The following is a 17,153-nucleotide window of genomic DNA, read 5'->3' on the forward strand; positions in this document are numbered from 1 at the left end:
GGTCAGGGGGCCCAGCGGTAGCCGTTCTCGGGACGCCCCGCCCGCCCGTAGCGGGGGTGCACGGTCGCCCGCCCCACGCTCTCCAGGTGCTCGAGGTAGCGGCGGGCGCTGACCCGGGCGATCCCGCACCGCTCGGCCAGCTCGGCGGCCGAGACGTCATCGGAACCCGCCTCCCGCAACGCACCCGCCACCAGCTCCAGGGTGCGGGTCGACAACCCCTTGGGCAGCACCGGTTCCCGGGCGGGTTGCTGCCGGGACCGGAGCAACCGGTCGACGTCGGCCTGGCCCAACCGGTCCTCGCCCGCGCGGGACAACTGCCCCAGGTCCGCGCGGTGGGCCGCGTAGGAGCGGAGGCGTTCGGCGAACGTGGTGAGCGAGAACGGCTTGACCAGGTAGTGCAGGACGCCGCCCGCCATCGCCTCCCGCACCGTCTCGACGTCGCGGGCGGCCGTGATGGCGATGACGTCGACGTCGGTCGCCGCCGCCCGCAGTCGGCGCAGCACCTCGATGCCCGACTCGTCGGGGAGGTGGATGTCGAGCAGCACGAGATCGGGTCGGGTCGCCCGGACGGCGGGGAGCACCTCCCGTCCGCGGTGCACCGTCCCGCACACCGCGAAACCGTCGACCGCCTCCACGAACCCCCGGTGCACCCCGGCGACGGCCACGTCGTCGTCGACCACCAGGACCCGCAGGGGTCCCTCACCGCCGGCTCTCACGTCGTCACCGTCTCCTCGTCACGGGCACCGCTGCGTCCGGCCGCCGGCAGGTCGACCTCGATGCGTGCCCCGCCACCCGGCGAGGCCCCCGCGACCGCACGCCCCCGTCGGCGCGAGGCGATGCGGGCGACCAGGGCCAGACCGATCCCGTGCCCGTGCCGGTCGGCGTCCGTGGTCCCGCCCGGGCGACGGGTGGTCACCCCGGCGCGGAAGACGTCGGCCCGCAACGATTCCGGGATCCCGGGCCCGTCGTCGTCCACGACCACGCGGACCGTCCCGTCGGGACCACCGCGCACCGTCACGACGACCGTCCCCCCGGGCCCGGACGCGAAGACCGCGTTGTCCACCAGGTTCCCGAGCACGGTCAGCAGGTCGTCGTCCCCGGCCCCCGGTTCCAGCGAGCTGGACGGGTGCACCTGGACCCGGCTCCCGCGCTCCCGGGCGGCGGCGGCCTTGGCCAGCAGGAGGGCCGCGGTCGCCGGGTCGCGCACCGCGGAGGCGCCCTGCCCGGGCAGCAGGTCACCGCCACCCCCGATCCGGTCGATGAACCCGGTGGCCTCCTGCACCCGGCCGAGTTCCAGCAGACCCTGGACGACGTGCAGGTGGTTGGAGAACTCGTGCGCCTGCGCCCGCAGGGCCGTGGTCAGGCTGCGCTGGGAGTCGAGCTCGCGGATCGCCCCGGCCAGTTCCGTGCGGTCGCGCAACGTCAGCAGGTGCGCCACCTCGCGGCCGGCCACGACGGCCGACGTGCGGTTCACGACGAGCAGCCGTTCCCCGGCGAGGACCGGTTCGTCGACGACGTCGCGGGACCCGGTGACGAGTTCCACGACGTGCTCGTCGAGCGCGTCGACGGCCGCCCGTCCCGTGGGGTCGGTCCCCAGGTCGAGCAGGCGCACGGCCTCGTCGTTGGCGAGGACGAGGATCCCGTCCCGGTCGACGGCGAGAACCCCTTCGCGGATCCCGTGCAGCATCGCGTCCCGGGTCTCCAGCAACCGCCCGATCTCCTGCGGTTCCAACCCGTGGATGCGCCGCCGCACCAGGCGCACCAGCAGGAACGAGGCCGCCGAACCGATCAGCGCGGCACCCCCCATCCACGCGACCAGCAACGGCACGTCCTCGCGCAGGTCGTCGGCGAGTTCGCTCTCGAGGATGCCCACGCTCGCCGCGCCGATCACCGTCCCGGAGGCGTCGCGGACCGGAACCTTCGCGCGCAAGGAGGGACCGAGCGTCCCGGTCTCGATGCCGACGAACTCCTCCCCGGCCAGGGTCGGGGAGGGATCGGTCGAGACGCGTCGTCCGATCTTGGTCGGGTCGGGGTGGGAGTAGCGGATGCCGTTCTCGTCGGTCATCACCACGAACGTCGTTCCCGACGCCTGCCGTAGCAGCTCGGCCAGGGGCTGCAGGGTCGCGGCCGGGTCAGGACTGCCGTAGGCCGCCACCACGCTCGGCAACCTGGCCGTGGACAGGGCGACCGTGCGCACCCGTTCCGTGTAGGCGTCGCGGATCTGCAGCTGCTGCAGGTGGACGGCCAGGGCACCGGCCAGACCCACGACGAGCACGACGATGCCGATCTGCAGCAGGAACAGCTGCAAACCCAGCGGCATCGACCGGTGCATGCCGCCAGTGTGCCCCGTCCGCACGGCCCGTCGGGCCGTCGCGGGCACGGAAACCGTGACCACAACGACCAGAAAGACCGTTAGCACCGGATCGGTCCGGGCCCCCGTGGCGGCTCCTACGTTCGGCCTCGACCGCACACACCCTCGACGAGGAGGACCCGTGTTCCAGGGCTCGCCGTTCCGCTCCACCACCGTCTCTTCCACCCGCCGCCGCACGCTGGCCCTCCTGGCCGCCCTGACCCTCGCCGGGACGGCCGCCTGCGCCGACACCGGCGCAGGGACGTCGGGGGGTGACGGCATCAACCGCCTCGAGGTGATGGCCCCCGCGGACCCGGGTGGGGGCTGGGACTCCAGCGCTCGCGAGATCGCCCGCGTCGTCGAGGCCGACGGGCTGGCCCGCAGCGTGCAGGTCAGCAACGTCGGCGGCGCCGGCGGCACCGTCGGACTGGCCGAGCTCAAGAACGAACGCAGCGAGGACTTCCTCATGGTGATGGGGCTGGTCATGGTCGGGGCCATCGAGACCAACCAGTCGCAGGCGACGCTCGACGACGTGACGCCCATCGCCCGGCTCACCGGTGAGGACGAGGTCGTCGTCGTCCCCGCTTCCTCGCCGTACCAGACGATCGACGATCTGGTGGCCGACCTGAAGGCCAAGGGGCAGGGCGTCGCCATCGCCGGTGGCTCGGCCGGCGGGACCGACCACATGCTCGCCGGGCTGCTGGCCCAGGCCGCGGACGTCCCCGCCACCAACCTGAACTACGTCCCCTTCTCCGGGGGCGGTGAGTCGCTGGCCGCGCTGCTGGGCAGCCAGGTCTCGGCCGGGATCTCCGGGGTCGGGGAGTACGCCGAATCGGTCAAGAGCGGCGACCTGCGCGCCCTGGCGGTGTCCGGGGAGGAGCGGGTGGCCGACCTGCCCGACGTCCCCACCCTGGTCGAGTCCGGCTACGACGTGACCCTCACGAACTGGCGCGGGGTCGTGGCCCCGCCGGAGATCAGCGACGAGGCCACCGAGAGACTCACCAAGCTCGTCGCCGACATGCACGCCTCGCAGGCGTGGAAGGACACCCTGGCCACCAAGGGGTGGACCGACGAGTACCTCTCCGGCGCCGAGTTCACGACGTTCCTCGACGAGGAGGAGCAGCGGGTCCAGGGTGTCCTGAAGGAGATCGGGCTCACCTCGTGAGTGCGGTGGGGAGCGCGGTGGAGATCCCCGTCGCGCGGCGGCGACTCCGGCCCTCGGAGTTCGTGTTCCCGCTGGCGGTGATCGGGCTGGGCGTGTTCACGCTCGTGGAGACCAGCCAGATCGCCGTCGGAGGGATGCAGAACGCGGTGGGGCCGCGGGTGTTCCCGACGGCCGTCGGGATCCTCCTGGTCGCCACCGGTCTCGGCGTCGTCCTGGCCGTCCTCACGGGGCGGGTGGGTGAGGTCGAGGACTCCGAGGACGTCGACGCCTCGGCCCGCACCGACTGGGGGACCGTCGCGAAACTGGCCGGTTCCTTCCTGGCGCTCATCGTCCTGGTCGAGCCGCTCGGCTGGCCCATCGCCGCCACCGTCCTGTTCGGGGGGACGGCCTGGGCGCTGGGGGCGCGCCCCGTCTGGCGGCCGTTCGTCGTCGGGGCCGTCATCGCCGTCGTCGTGCACGTCCTGTTCACGCAGGTGCTCGACCTCTACCTGCCCGCCGGGCCGTTGTCGGGAGTGATCGGTTTTGGGTGACCTCGGCCTGCTCATGGACGGGTTCGCGACCGCCGTGAACCCCGCCTACCTGCTGTTCGCGCTGCTGGGCGTCATCGTCGGGACCGCGGTCGGGGTCCTGCCCGGCATCGGCCCGGCGATGACCGTGGCGCTGCTGCTGCCGCTGACCTACGTCCTGGAACCCGAGGCGGCACTGATCATGTTCGCCGGGATCTACTACGGCGGGATGTACGGGGGATCGACCACCTCCATCCTCCTCAACACCCCGGGGGAGTCCGCCTCGATCATCACCGCCCTGGAGGGCAACGCGATGGCGCGCGCCGGCCGCGGGGCCGCGGCCCTCGCGACGGCGGCGATCGGGTCGTTCGTGGCCGGGACCATCGGGACCATCGGCCTGAGCCTGCTCGCCCCGACCCTGGCCGACCTGGCCGTGGGCCTGGGGGCCCGGGACTTCGTCGCCCTGATGGTCGTCGCGTTCATCACCGTGGCCGCCGTCCTGGGCGGGTCGCCCACCCGCGGCCTCGTCGCCCTGGCCGTCGGGTTGTTCGTCGGACTGATCGGCACCGACACGCTGACCGGTCAGCAGCGGTTCACCTTCGGGCTCTCCACGCTGGCCGACGGCATCGACGTCGTCGTCGTGGCGGTCGGGGTGTTCGCGGTGGGGGAGGCGCTGCTGGTCGCCGCCCGGATGCGCCGCGGCCCGATCCCCGTCATCCCGATCGGGGGGAAGTGGTTCACCCGCAGCGACCTCCGGCGCTCCTGGCCGGCGTGGTTGCGCGGTTCGCTCATCGGGTTCCCGATCGGGACCATCCCGGCGGGCGGGGCCGACGTCGCGACGTTCCTGTCCTACGGGGCCGAGCGGAAGGTCTCCCGCCGCAAGGACGAGTTCGGCAAGGGGGCCATCGAGGGGGTGGCCGGGCCGGAGGCGGCGAACAACGCGGCCGCCGCGGGCGTGCTCGTCCCGCTGCTGACGCTGGGTCTGCCGACGTCGGCCACCGCCGCCGTCATCCTGGTCGCCTTCCAGAGCTACGGGATCAACCCCGGGCCGACGCTCTTCACCGACGAGGCCCCCCTGGTGTGGGCCCTCATCGCCAGCCTCTACGTCGGGAACCTGCTGCTGCTGGTCCTGAACCTCCCGCTGGCCCGGGTCTGGGTGAAACTGCTGCAGATCCCCCGGCCCTACCTCTACGCCGGGATCCTCACCTTCGCGGCCCTCGGCAGCTACTCGGTCGGAGCGGCCGTCTCCGACCTGGTGCTGCTGTTCGTCCTGGGGCTCGTCGGCTGGGCCATGCGCGTCTACGGCTACCCCGTCGCCCCCCTGGTGATCGGACTCATCCTGGGCCCGCTCGCCGAGGAGAACCTGCGCCGGGCCCTGCAGATCAGCCAGGGCGACCTGGGAACCCTGGTGGGTTCGACGTTCACCGTGGTGGTCTACGGCAGCCTCCTGCTGCTGCTGGCCGTGAGTTTCTGGCTCAAGCGCCGGGAACGCCGCCTCGGCGAGGCCGTGCTGGCCAACGTCCACGAGTCCGACCCGGCCCCGGTCGCGGCCGGACGCGCGGAGACCCCGACCCCCGATCCGACCGACCCGACCGAGAGGAACCACCCATGACGATCGTCGTCGGCTGGACCCCCAGCCCGCAGGGCGAGGCCGCCCTGACGTTCGCCCTCGACGAGGCGGACCGGCGGGGTGAGGAGTTGTACGTCCTGAACACCTCGAAGGGCGACCGCATCTCCGACCCCCGCTACGCCGACGACGACCAGCTCGCCGAGGCGCGCCGTCGCCTGGAGGAGTCGGGGATCGGTTTCGAGATCGTCCAGGAGATCGACCCCCGCGGTGGTGCCGAGCACGTCCTCGACGCCGCGGAACGGGTGTCGGCCTCGGCCATCGTCATCGGGCTGCGCCGGCGCAGCCCGACGGGGAAACTGCTGTTCGGGTCCGAGGCGCAGACCATCCTGCTGGAGGCGGACTGCCCGGTGCTGGCGGTGAAGGCCCCGCGCTAGTCGGTACGGCCCTGGTCGGGAGCGCGGTAACGTCGCCGCGTCCCGACCAGGGCGTACCCGAGCAGGCCGAGCAGCCAGACGCCGAAGACCGCGCCCGCCCACCACGGCAACCGCCCGCTCCCGGAGCGGGCCGCCGCGAGCACCGCCAGGTTCCCGACGGCGACGAGCAGGACGGTGGCCGACCCCACCCAGCAGAGATCGGTCCGCAACCGTCGCCGGACGACGTCCTGCTTCCCGAGTTCCGTCCAGCGCTGCTTGTCGGGGAGGTTCACGAGGTCCCAGGGGATGCGTGGGACGAGGGCCGCGAGCCCGGCGAACAGCGCGGCCAGGGCGACGGTCAGGACGGCCATGAAGGTCACCGCCCCGACCCGGGAACTCCAGTCGTCGGCCGCGCCGTCGAGGGCGAAGTGCGTCGGTACCCGTTCGGGCAGGAGCGCCGCCGACAGCGCCACGGACCCGGCCGCGAGCAGCGCGGCCGCGCCCAGGGACGTCGCGGCGAGACGGGCGGGGTTCATGTCGCAAGGTTAGGTGTTCCCGCCCCAGGTCGGTGTGCGGCGGCAGATCGTCGACTGGCGAGGGTGCCTTGAAGACCATGCTAGACAACGTGTTACGAGTACTCCGCGCTTGATCGCGGCCCTCTGTCCGGGTAGAATTCGGACATGAGTACGGGGTGCGTGGAACCGGTGGACGTGGGGGATCACTTGGCGCCCCGTGACGCCCTCACCGAGTTGCTGCAGGCCTCCGAACGGCTCCGTTCCACCGGTCACGCGATGGCGATCGACGCCGTGATCGCCCTGCTCGACTGGGTCCGCCGCGAGCACCCCGACGTGGTCCGCGCCCGCGACCTCGGCTGCACCCGCGACGGCGAGGAACTCACCCCCGAACTCCTCGACCACCTCATCGCCGAGGTGGCCGCGATGATCCTGGCCGAGGCTCGGCACCTGTCCCACCTGCAAGCCGTCGGGCAGGTCGGCGACGCGGAGGACGCCCTCCAGGACCCGGTCCTGCAGGACGCGTACCGGGCCGGAGCCATCACCGCCACCCACCGCGCGGTCATCCGCCGCGCCCACGACCGTCTCGCCGCTCGCGAGGCCACCCTCGTCCCGGTCGAGGGTTCGGAGGGGGTGCGGGTGGGCGCCTTCGGGGAACCCGTCCTCGACGGCGACGCCCTCACCGCGGCGCGAGCCGAACTCACCCGCAGCGCGCTGGAGTGCATCGCCGCCGCGCATCCCACCCCGCAGCAGTTGACCCGGCACTGCACGAAGGTCATCCGCCGGCTCACCCCCGAGCACGTCCCGGTCGCGGTGCGGGTGGCGGACGCGAACCGCCACGTCAGCATCGACCTGTGCGACACCGGTGAGGACTCCGGCCTGTCCGCCCACCTCACCGCCCTGGTCGGCAAGGACGTCGCCGTGCGCTTCGACCGGTGGTTGACCGCCGCCGCCGACGCGGCCGCCGACCACGCCACGGCCACCGGGACCCGCGATGACCGGACGCATCAGCAGCGCCGCGCCGACGTGTTCACCGACGTCCTCACCACCGCGATGCGCGAGGGCGTCCCCGCCCTCTCCGACCCCACCACGCCCGCCGAACCGGGTGAGGTGAACCCGGTGACGCGCGTCCGGACCCACCGCCCCGCCTCCAGCACCACCGTCCACGTGACCATCGCGGCCAGGACGTTGTTGGGGTTGGACGACGAACCCGCCGAGGTGGCGGGGATCGGTCCGGTTCCCGGCGCCCTGGCCCGCGCGTTGGCTGCGGACGGGGACTGGCGCCGCATCCTCACCGACCCGGTGTCGGGTGAGGTCCTCGACGTCTCACCGCGGACCTACCGTCCCGGCAACGCGTTGCGGAGATTCGTCCAGACCAGGGACCGGACCTGCACCACCCCGGGCTGCCTGGTGACCGCGATCGACTGCGACCTCGACCACCGGATCCCGTTCGAGGAAGGCGGACGGACGGTCCGGTCGAACCTGCACGCCGCCTGCCGCCGGCATCACCGCCAGAAGACCCTGTACGTGTTCGAGCACCGGGCGGCCCACCGCCGGCGGACGACAGCGGTCACCCCGCCGCACTGGCCAGGAGACGAACCCCCGTTCTAGGCACCAGGTACGTGTCGGGCCTTGGCCAGGGTCAGGACCGCGTCGAGGGTCGGCGGCGAGAACGACGCGTCGAAGGCGTGCGCCCGTCGGTCGTCCCCCACGACGACCCAGCGGGCATGGACGCGGCCGCGGCGGAACTGCACCCACAACGGGTTGCCGTCGCGGAACGACAGGGTCGCCTTGTCCCAGCGCTCCCAGCGCTCCCAGCGCTCCCAGCGCTCCCAGCGCTCCCAGCGCTCCCAGTGGTCCCAGTCCTCCGCGTCGTCAGGGATGTCGCGCAGGGCGATCCGGCGGATCGTCAGGAACACCGCGGCACCCGGGACGTGGTCCTCCAGGGTCACACTGCCCGGGACGACGCCGGGCGCCGTCCAGAGCCGGGAACTCCGGCAGCGCGAACGGCAGGTTCTGCCGCGCGACCTTCTCGTCGATGCGGGGATACCACTGGTCCAGCGGGGTGATCTGATTGCGGTTCACCCCGATGTGGCCGCTTCCCCAGTCCGTCATCATCCGCAGCCACCGTTCGTCGGCCGGGGTCAGCACCACCGCGCCCCGCGCCACCCCCGCCTCGCGCCCCACCGCACGCACCCCACCCTCCCGTGATCAAGGAATTCGCCGGCCTCGCGGAACCATCATTCCTTGATCACGGGGGTGGGTTAGCGTCGGCGGGGTGGAGCTGAGCGGGATCGCGCTGGCGCAGGGGTTCTGGGAGCAGGTGGTGGGGCCGCTGCTCGCCCGACGGTGGCCGGGTCTGCCGGTGGTGGCGGGGCGGTTCGGGACCGGGTCCGACGTCCTCGGTCTGGACGACGCGACCTCCCGGGACCACGACTGGGGTCTACGACTCAGCCTGCTGCTGGACGACGGGAACCCGGGCACCGGGAACGGAGGCGGGGATCGCGTCGCGGAGATCGACGCCCACCTCCAGGCCGCGCTGCCGCGGACGTGGAACGGGTTCCCGATTCGCTTCCCCGTGACCGGAGACCCTCGCGAGCACCACCGGGTCGAGGTCGCGACGGTGCGCGGATTCGCCTCCGCGCGGCTGGGGCTCGACCCCGGGGAACCGTGGGACTCCCTGGACTGGCTGTCGGTGACCGGGCAGTCCGTGCTCGAGGTGACGGCCGGGCCGGTCTTCATCGGCCCGTCCCAGACGCCCGGCGCGTTCGAGCTGCTGCGACGACGGCTCGCGAGATACCCGGACGACGTGGAACTCGTCGTGGTCGCGGCGGCGTGGGCGCAGCTCGCCGAGGAGTTGCCGTTGCTCGGCCGCACCGCGGACTCCGGTGACGAGGTCGGGTCGCGGATCATCACCGCGCGGCTCGCGCGGGTCGCCGTGCACCTGGGGTTCGTCCTGGAGCAGCGGTGGTCGCCCTACCCGAAGTGGGCGGGGTCGGTCTTCGCGGGGCTGCCCGCGGCCGGGGCGGCGGCCCCGGGGTTGCGGCGGGCGCTGACGGGCGGGACGTGGCGCGAGCGCGAGGCCGGGCTGGCCGAGGCCCTGGGCGTGCTGCACGCGGTGCAGGCGGGGCGGGGGCTGCCGGTGGCGCCCCGGGCCGTCGAACCGTTCTTCGCCCGTCCCTACCTCGGGGTTCCTGACGCGGCGGTGGACCTGCTGCGGGCCGGGGTCGTCGATCCCGTGCTGCGGGCGTTGCCGCGCGGCGTCGGCGCCGTCGAGCAGTGGGTGGACGCCGTCGACGTCCTCGTGGATCCCCTGCGGCGTCGGGCCCTCGTCGACGCCTGGCGGTCACCCCGTCCCTGACCGGCGTCAGGCGCGGGTGCCCGAGACCGGGGGCAGGGCGGATCGGAAGACGACGTCCCCCGCGAGGTCGCGGATCTGGATCTCGGTGACGTCCTCCCGCAGGAGCGCGGCGTTCATCCGGCACTCGACCGGCACCGTGCTGCCGAGGAACGACCCGGCGGTCTCCGTGCGCCCGTCGGTACCGACGACGTCGACGGTGAACACCTCGCCGACCGCCAACCCCGAGACGTCCAGGACCGTCTCGGTGCCCCAGGTGTGCGCGACCACCGCGGTGCTCGCCCGGACGCCCTCGGGCGCACCGGAGACGGTGAGGGTCTCGACCGCGCCCAGGGTCCCCGGCGGTCCCTCGACGGGACGATCGCCCAGGGCGGCGGTGAGGATGCCACCGCCGAACCCCGCGCCGAGCAGCAGGGCCGCGGCCAGCGCCAGCCGCCACCGGCCTCGGTGGTGGGAAGGGCGCCGGGCCGGGGCGGGCGGCGGGAACGTCACCGGGGGGACCGTCGCGGGCGGGGTCGTGTCGATCCACCCGGATCCGCGCGGAGGCAACCGGTCGAGGACCGCCCCCAGTTCGGCGAGGTCGGCGGCCGCGGAGGGATCGGTGCGCAGGAGCTCGTCGAGCTCACGGCGCTCCTGCTCGTCCAGGTCGCCCCCGAGCGCCGCCCCCAGCAGTTCGGCGCGGCGGTCGACGGCGCCGTCCGGTTCACCCACGCGGTCCACCCCCCTCCGCCTCGTCCTGCAGCAGTGCCCGCAGCGCCTTCAACGCGTAGAACGTCCTGGTCCGCAGCGTCGCCACCGGGACCCCGGTCATCTCCGACACCTCCTGGTAGGAGGCACCCCCGAGGTGGATACGTACGAGGACCTCACGATGTTCGGGGGAGAGCTTCGCCAGTGATTCGACCACGAGCAGCCGGTCGAGGCTGGCGGCGTGCGTGTCGGGACCGGTCGGGGCGGTCTCCTGGGGGGCCGCGCCCGCGGTGGCGACGTCCTCGACCGGGCGGGGGCGGCGGGAACGGGCCCGCACCGCGTCGACGACGACGTTGCGGGCGATGGCGAACAACCAGGTCCGCGGGGAGGCCCGTTCGGGGGAGTAGCGCTCGCGGGCCGTCCAGGCCCGGACGAACGTCTCCTGCAGCGCGTCCTCCCCGGCCGCGCGGTCGCCGAGCGCGTTCACCGCGTAGGCGAGGAGGGCCGCCGACTCCGCGCGGAAGGCCGCGTCGACGTCGAGGCCCGGCGTCGCGGGCGCGTGCGGGTCCACGCCACCTCCCGACCTCGGCCCCATCGCTGCCAGGACCGTAGCGGGGCGATGAACGGGGCGCGCCCGGGGGGCGTATCCCCTGCACCGGGACCGCGGCGGGACCGGAGGGGATCCGCCGCGAGGGGGCCGTCACCGACCGGTGGCGGCCCCCACCCGTCCCCGGTGGGCCCGGTGCCGCGCCACGTGCCGGGGACCGGGACGGGTGGATCCGACCAGGAGCAGTCCCCCGCCCAGCACGGCGAGCGTGATGCCCGCGGTGACCACCCGGGCGCCGTCGAAGCCCGTGCGGGCCAGCGCCGAGACGGTCTCGGCCACCCGCGCCCGAACGGGGCCGGCGACTGCGACCGCGACCGGGACGCGGGCCCCCGGCCGGTCCGGGGTGACGGGGACGACCGCGCCCGCCACCATGACCGTGACGGTGACCGTGCTCTCCAGCCCGTGGGCGTTGCGGACGGTGTAGGTGAAGCTGTCCGGTCCGCTGAACCCGGCCGGCGGCACGTAGACCACCCGGCCGTCGACGACCGTGACGCGCGCTCCGGCCCGGGAGGCCGAGACCGCGACGATCTGCAGCGAGCCGCCCTCGGGGTTCAGGTCGTTGTCGAGCACCGCGACGGTCGTGGGGCCCCCGCCGGCCGGGGCCTGCACGACGTCGGCCACGGCCCTCGGCGCGACCGGGTCCACCGACACCGTCAGCCGGGCCGGCGTGACCCCGCCCGCCCCGTCGACGACCGAGAAGACGACCACCACGTCACCCACCTGGGCCCCCGTTGGGCGGACCACGAGGCGTCCGGTGGGGTCCGTCGCGACCGTCGCGGACCCCTCGACGACCCGGGGGCCCTCGGCGAGCCGCAGCCGCTGGCGGGTGACCGGGGGGACGTTGACGTTCGCGTCGGCGGCCGCGGCCAGCACGTCGACCGTGACCGGGGTCGCCCAGTCGGTCCGGGCGTGCTGGTCGGGGACCACGGGCGCGGCGTTGAGCACCGACACCGTGACGGACCCGACCGCCTCGGTCTGCCCGTCGGTGGCGGTGTAGGCGAAGGTGACGCGACCCGCGAACCCGGGCTGCGGGACGAACCGGACCCGACCGTCGACGACGCTCGTCGTCCCGCGCAGCACCCCGTCGGCGTCGCGCGGCGCGAGCACGGCCAGGACGCTCAGGCGGTCCCCGTTGTCGTCGCGGTCGTTGCCGACCGGGTCGAGGTCCAGCGCCGTGCTCGTCGGGGTCTCGGCCACGTCGTCCCGGGTGACGGGGGCGGCGTTCGCGACCGTCACCTCGACGGTGCCGGTCGCCGACCCGCCCGCGCCGTCGGAGACGGTGTAGGTGACCAGGACGAGCCCGGAGACCCCGCCGGCCGGGCCCACGGTGAGCGTGCCGTCGGGGTTGACGGTGACGACGGCCCCGCCCTGGGCCGAGGCCGAGACCACGGTCAGGACCTGCCCGCCGAACCCGGCCGTGACGTTGACGTCGGTGGTCCTCGTGAGGACGTCGACGGTGACCGGTGTCGCGCTGGGGGTCGCCACGGCCTGCGCGAGCGTGACCGGGTCGGCGTTGGCGACCTGCACCGTGACCGTGCTCGCGGTGGTGGCCGTCCCGTCGCCGACCGAGTACGCGAAGATGACCGGGCCCAGGATTCCCGGGGTCGGGGTGAACCGGACCCCGGACCCGTCCACGACCGCGGTCCCGGCCGGGGTGGTGCCGAGGAGCGGCGCGCCCAGCGAGACGACGGACAGCGGGTCGGCGTTGGCGTCGGTGTCGTTGTCCAGCACGGCGACCGTGACCGGGGTCCCCGACGGTGTCGCGACGGTGTCGGGGGTGGCGACCGGGACCGCGTTGGCGACCGTCACGTGCAGCAGGGCGTTCGCCGACCCCCCGGCCCCGTCGCTCACCGAGTAGGCCACCGCCAGGGCGCCCTTGAACCCGGGGGCCGGGGTCACCCGCACCCGCCCGGACACCACGGTCGCGCTCGCCCCGTGGTCGGCGCTCGTCGTCGACACGGTGAGCTGCTGGCCACCCTGGTTCGCGGTGACGTTCGCGTCGGTGTCGTTGGCGAGCACGTCCACCTCGACCGGGGTGTTCGTGGCCGTCGCGGCGGTGTCGTCGCTCGCGACGGGGACGGCGTTGGCCACCGTCACCGTGACGGTCGACGACGCCGAGTCCGATCCGTCGGAGACGGTGTAGGTGACCGTGACGTCGCCGACGACGCCCGTGTCCGGCACGAACCGGACCCGCCCGGCGTCGATCGTGGCGGTCCCGGCCGGTCGCGCCCCCTGCTCCGGGGTGTCGACGGCGGTCAGGGTCAGCGGGTCGGCATTGGCGTCGGAGTCGTTGCCCAGCACGGTGACCGTCACGGGCGTCGCCGACGGCGTCGCGGCGGAGTCCGGCCGGGCGACGGGGGCGGCGTTGGTGACCGTCACGGTGACCGTCGAGGTCGCGGTCCCGCCGGCGCCGTCGGACACGGTGTAGGACACGGTCAGCGTCCCGCGGAAACCCGTGGCCGGAACCACCCGCAAGGAGTCGTCGGGGTTGCGGGCGACGGTCGCGCCCTGGTCGGCGCTCGCGGTGACGACGTGCAGGGTCTGGTTCCCGAGCCCGGTGGTGTTGGCGTCGGTGTCGTTGGCGAGCACGGCCACGTCGACCGCGGTGTTCGTCGCGGTCGAGGCGGTGTCGGGGGCGGCGACCGGGATCGCGTTGGCGACGGTGAGGGTCACGACGGCCGTGTCGGCGTTCGCGCCGTCCGTCGCGGCGTAGGTGAAGGTGACCGGGCCGCTGAAACCGGGAGCGGGGTCGAAGCGCACCCGACCGGACTCCATCGAGAGGGTTCCGACGTCGACGCCGTTGGACCGGGGTTCCCCGAGCGAGGTCGGGTCGACGCCCAGCACGTCGCCGTCGGCGTCGCTGTCGTTGGCCAGGACGTCGATCAGAACACCCGTGTTCGTAGGGGTCGAGATCCTGCCGTCGTCGGTGGCGACGGGGTGGGCCCCGGAGATCGTCACCGAGAACGTGGAGGACGCGCTCCCCCCGGCCCCGTCGGTGACCGTGTAGGCGCCCGAGACCGTCCCCGCGAAGGTGGCGGCGGTGAGGACCCGGATCGAGTTCCCGGTCACGGTTACCGTGGCGTCGGGAGAGGCGGTCGTGGCGGAGACGAGGGTCAGCTGCTGGGCCGTGCCGGGGATGTTCGGGTCGGTGTCGTTGCCGAGCACCGGCAGGTCGAGCGGGACCCCGGCCTGACCGGAACCCGTGTCCGGGTTGGCGACGGGACCGGCGTTCAGCACGGTCACGGTGACGGTCTCGGTCGCCGTCCCGCCGCGGCCGTCGGTGACGGTGACGACGAAGGAGTCGGTTCCCGCGAAACCCGCCGCCGGCGTGTACATGACGTGGCCGGACGACCCGGCGATGACCGAACCGTGCACCCCCTGACCCACCGTGGCGATGCTGAGCGGGTCGTTCTCGGGGTCGCTGTCGTCGATCAGGACGTCGATGTCGACCGCGGTGTCCGTGGGGGTGCTCACCGCGTCGTCGACGGTGACGGGGGCCGCGTTCGCGACCAGGGCCACCGTGACCGGCGGGCCGACCGCGCCGGTCGGGTCGCTCAGCAGGTAGCTGAACGAGGCGGTGCCGGAGAACCCGGCCGGCGGGGTCCAGGTCCCGGTGCCGTCGGCGTTCAGGACCACGGTGCCCGCCCCCGGCTGGTTCGCCACGGCGGCGGTCAGCGGGGAGTCCCCGTCGGGGTCGGAGTCGTTGCCCAGCACCGAGGGGAACGAGACGGCGGCACCGGTCTGGGTCAGGACGGAATCAGGGTTCCCGACCGGTGCCCGGTTCGTGACCGTGACGGTCACCCGGGCGCTCGCGGGTGTACCGCGGGCGTCGACGACGACGTAGTCGAACGTGTCCGTGCCCGTCCACCCCGGGGCGGGGGTGAACCGGACCTGGTTCCCCACCAGGGTCGTGGTGCCGTGGGCGGGGGTGGTCGCGGAACGCAGGGTCAACGGGTCGCCGTTGGGGTCGGAGTCGTTGCCCAGCACGGGGACGAGGATCGGGGAGTTCTTGGACCCGCTCGCGGTGTCGGGGTTCGCGTCGGGGGCGTCGTCGAGCACCTGGACGTAGACGGTCTCGACGGAACGGTTCCCGGCGGCGTCGAGGACTGCGTAGCTGAAACCGTCCTCCCCGTCGAAGTCGGAACGAGGCGTGTAGACGATCGTCCCGGTGGCGGGGTCGACGGACACCGAACCACCGGCCGGATCGGTCACCCCGTCGAGGGTGAGTCCCGGGGAGTCGTTGTCCAGCAGCCGGACCGTCACCGACGGTTGGGCAGGGGTGGGGCGCAGGCTTGCCCGGTCGGCTCTCGTGACCGGGTTGCTGCCGCCCACCGGGGTCCCGGCCTTCTGCACCGCGACGACGTTCGTCGGGGACCCGGCCGCCTCGCCGCTGTCGGCCCCGCGGTAGTCGTACGTCGCCAGGTTCTCGATGTCGGCCCCGGCGGGGGTGGCCGCGTCCACGGTGACCTGGAAGGACACCCCGAACTGCGGGGACCCGTTGCCGACCTCGACCCGGCCCCCGCGCCGGTCGGTGGCCCCCGCGCCGACGTGGGCGACGACGCGCGCGCCGTTCGGGGAGTTCTCCAGGTACCCGGTGTCGTCCCCCGGGGCGTCGGTGACCGGGGTGCCGTCGATGCGCAGCGACCCCGGGACGTAGGTGGTGCCGATCGGGATCGCGTCGGCCACCCGGCTGTCCACCGAGGCGTCCAGACCGACGTTCGCGACGGGGACGGTGTAGCTCAGCGTGGTGACTCCGCCCGCGGTGCTGGACGACACCGACTTGGTGCCGTCGAGCTGCGGTTCGTAGAGGTCGGTGGCGAACGTGACGACCCCGGGGTAGTACGCCTCCCCACCCGTGGTCAGGTCGATGGTGGCCGACGTGGCCCCGCTGCCCAGGATGTTGTCGGCGCTCACGAGGTCGGCGTCGAAACCCATCTGGTTGTCGTAGGCCGGGGTCCGCCCGCCGGTGACGGTGCCGCGGTCGGTCAGCGTCGCGTTGAAGATGTTGGTGGTGGGGTTGCGCGCGTCGCCGACGGCCGTGCCGTTCAGTTTGAGGGAGTCCCCGGTCTTGCCCCGGTCCCCCTCGTACACGACGAAACCCAGGGTCGTGCGCCGGTCTCCCCGTTTGGGGGTGACGAACCCGTCGATGGCGATGCTCTCGGTGGGGTGACCGTTGTTGATGGTGGTGAACCCGCGGTAGACGGTCAGGTTGCGGGCCGGTCGGCTGCTGTCGCCGACCGCCACGACGAGGGCCCAGCCCGCGTACTGGTCGCTGGCCAGGGTCCCCTTGACGTCGGCCAGCGTGTACACGCCGGACCCGCCGGCGCGCACCAGGTCGGTCACGTCCACGAAGCTCTGGTACGAGCTGCTGTCACCGTTCGACAGGTCGGCCGCGGCCGACGAGACGAACTGGTAGCCGGGGGTGGCGGGGGTGTCGAACAGGGCGGTCCCGATGGCGGGGTCGGTGCTACGGGCCCCCCAGACCAGGGCGGCGTAGAGCACCTGGCCGCGGGCCGGGAGGTCGAGCGTGAGCTTGGAGGAGTTGACGGTCGCCGGGTCGCCGTCGACGTCGACCCATTCCGACGTGTACTCGTTGTTGTCCAGGCTGCCCGAGGCGTTGCCCTGGCGGGCGTCGACGCAGGTGCCTCCGCTGTTCCCCGTCGTCGAGCACGTCATCAGCGTGTTGCCCCGGATGACGACGTCCCCGCGGACGTTGGCGGAGAACTTCTGCTCGAACGGCGTGCTGGCCGCCTGCGCCGGGACGGCCGTCCCCACGGTGAGGAGGGGGGCGAGCACGAGCGAGAGCACCACGACCAGCGCCGCTGGTCGTCGCGGCAGCCACCGGGCGAGTCGACGCAGCACGGCACCCGCCGGGGTTCCGGCGAGTTCGGCGCGGTGCGTCGGCGGGCGAGGGGGCACGGTGGTTCCCGGGTTCGGTGGCAGCGCCTCCGCGGCGCCTCACCGTGATCTCGACCGGGCCCAGCA

At 73.7% G+C, this 17,153-nt stretch carries 13 protein-coding genes; 6 read left to right on the plus strand and 7 right to left on the minus strand.

Annotated elements, in window-relative coordinates; genetic code table 11:
- Nucleotides 1–2 precede the first annotated feature (2 nt).
- Together ACFFKU_RS02350 and ACFFKU_RS02355 are read right to left on the minus strand one after the other, a co-directional pair.
- A complete protein-coding gene (locus ACFFKU_RS02350; protein ID WP_380135218.1) occupies nt 3–716 on the minus strand; it encodes a response regulator in 714 nt (237 codons plus the stop codon).
- Nucleotides 713–2,332: an ATP-binding protein gene (locus ACFFKU_RS02355; protein WP_380135220.1), complete on the minus strand. Its 1,620-nt coding sequence runs from the start codon at nt 2,330–2,332 to the stop codon at nt 713–715. The genes ACFFKU_RS02350 and ACFFKU_RS02355 overlap by 4 nt, the downstream gene beginning before the upstream one ends.
- Nucleotides 2,333–2,492: 160 nt before the next feature.
- On the opposite strand from ACFFKU_RS02355, the gene ACFFKU_RS02360 reads away from it, so the two are divergent.
- The 4 genes from ACFFKU_RS02360 to ACFFKU_RS02375 are packed head-to-tail and all read left to right on the plus strand — an operon-like array spanning nt 2,493 to nt 6,025.
- Nucleotides 2,493–3,515, plus strand: coding sequence for a Bug family tripartite tricarboxylate transporter substrate binding protein (locus tag ACFFKU_RS02360; protein WP_380135222.1), 1,023 nt, complete (start codon nt 2,493–2,495; stop codon nt 3,513–3,515).
- Nucleotides 3,512–4,045 (plus strand): tripartite tricarboxylate transporter TctB family protein, encoded by a 534-nt coding sequence (locus tag ACFFKU_RS02365; RefSeq protein WP_380135224.1) that lies wholly within the window; start codon nt 3,512–3,514, stop codon nt 4,043–4,045. The genes ACFFKU_RS02360 and ACFFKU_RS02365 overlap by 4 nt, the downstream gene beginning before the upstream one ends.
- Complete coding sequence (locus ACFFKU_RS02370) at nt 4,038–5,633, plus strand: tripartite tricarboxylate transporter permease (protein WP_380135226.1); 1,596 nt, start codon at nt 4,038–4,040, stop codon at nt 5,631–5,633. Before ACFFKU_RS02365 ends, ACFFKU_RS02370 begins: the two co-directional genes overlap by 8 nt.
- Complete coding sequence (locus ACFFKU_RS02375; RefSeq protein ID WP_380135227.1) at nt 5,630–6,025, plus strand: universal stress protein; 396 nt, start codon at nt 5,630–5,632, stop codon at nt 6,023–6,025. The genes ACFFKU_RS02370 and ACFFKU_RS02375 overlap by 4 nt, the downstream gene beginning before the upstream one ends.
- Here ACFFKU_RS02375 and ACFFKU_RS02380 read toward each other — a convergent pair.
- Nucleotides 6,022–6,540: a DUF1648 domain-containing protein gene (locus tag ACFFKU_RS02380; protein WP_380135230.1), complete on the minus strand. Its 519-nt coding sequence runs from the start codon at nt 6,538–6,540 to the stop codon at nt 6,022–6,024. The two genes, ACFFKU_RS02375 and ACFFKU_RS02380, sit on opposite strands and share 4 nt — an antisense overlap.
- A gap of 144 nt (nt 6,541–6,684) precedes the next feature.
- Here ACFFKU_RS02380 and ACFFKU_RS02385 point away from each other — a divergent pair, with 144 nt between their 5' ends.
- Complete coding sequence (locus ACFFKU_RS02385) at nt 6,685–8,127, plus strand: HNH endonuclease (RefSeq protein WP_380135231.1); 1,443 nt, start codon at nt 6,685–6,687, stop codon at nt 8,125–8,127.
- Here the strand turns inward: ACFFKU_RS02385 and ACFFKU_RS02390 are convergent.
- Complete coding sequence (locus ACFFKU_RS02390) at nt 8,124–8,435, minus strand: hypothetical protein (RefSeq protein ID WP_380135233.1); 312 nt, start codon at nt 8,433–8,435, stop codon at nt 8,124–8,126. The two genes, ACFFKU_RS02385 and ACFFKU_RS02390, sit on opposite strands and share 4 nt — an antisense overlap.
- A 359-nt stretch (nt 8,436–8,794) precedes the next feature.
- Here ACFFKU_RS02390 and ACFFKU_RS02395 point away from each other — a divergent pair, with 359 nt between their 5' ends.
- Entirely contained in the window at nt 8,795–9,877 is a 1,083-nt protein-coding gene (locus tag ACFFKU_RS02395; protein WP_380135235.1) for a DUF4037 domain-containing protein, read from the plus strand.
- A 6-nt stretch (nt 9,878–9,883) separates the two neighbouring features.
- On the opposite strand, the gene ACFFKU_RS02400 is transcribed toward ACFFKU_RS02395, so the two are convergent.
- From ACFFKU_RS02400 to ACFFKU_RS02410, 3 genes are all read right to left on the minus strand, one after another.
- Nucleotides 9,884–10,585, minus strand: coding sequence for an anti-sigma factor (locus ACFFKU_RS02400; RefSeq protein ID WP_380135237.1), 702 nt, complete (start codon nt 10,583–10,585; stop codon nt 9,884–9,886).
- On the minus strand, nt 10,578–11,132 hold the full coding sequence (locus ACFFKU_RS02405; RefSeq protein WP_380135238.1) for an RNA polymerase sigma factor: 555 nt from the start codon (nt 11,130–11,132) through the stop codon (nt 10,578–10,580). Before ACFFKU_RS02405 ends, ACFFKU_RS02400 begins: the two co-directional genes overlap by 8 nt.
- Nucleotides 11,133–11,261: 129 nt before the next feature.
- Nucleotides 11,262–17,087, minus strand: coding sequence for a beta strand repeat-containing protein (locus ACFFKU_RS02410; RefSeq protein ID WP_380135240.1), 5,826 nt, complete (start codon nt 17,085–17,087; stop codon nt 11,262–11,264).
- Between the last annotated feature and the right edge of the window lie 66 nt (nt 17,088–17,153).

The sequence above is a fragment of the Kineococcus gynurae genome (assembly GCF_042433995.1).
Taxonomy (GTDB): Bacteria; Actinomycetota; Actinomycetes; order Actinomycetales; family Kineococcaceae; genus Kineococcus; species Kineococcus gynurae.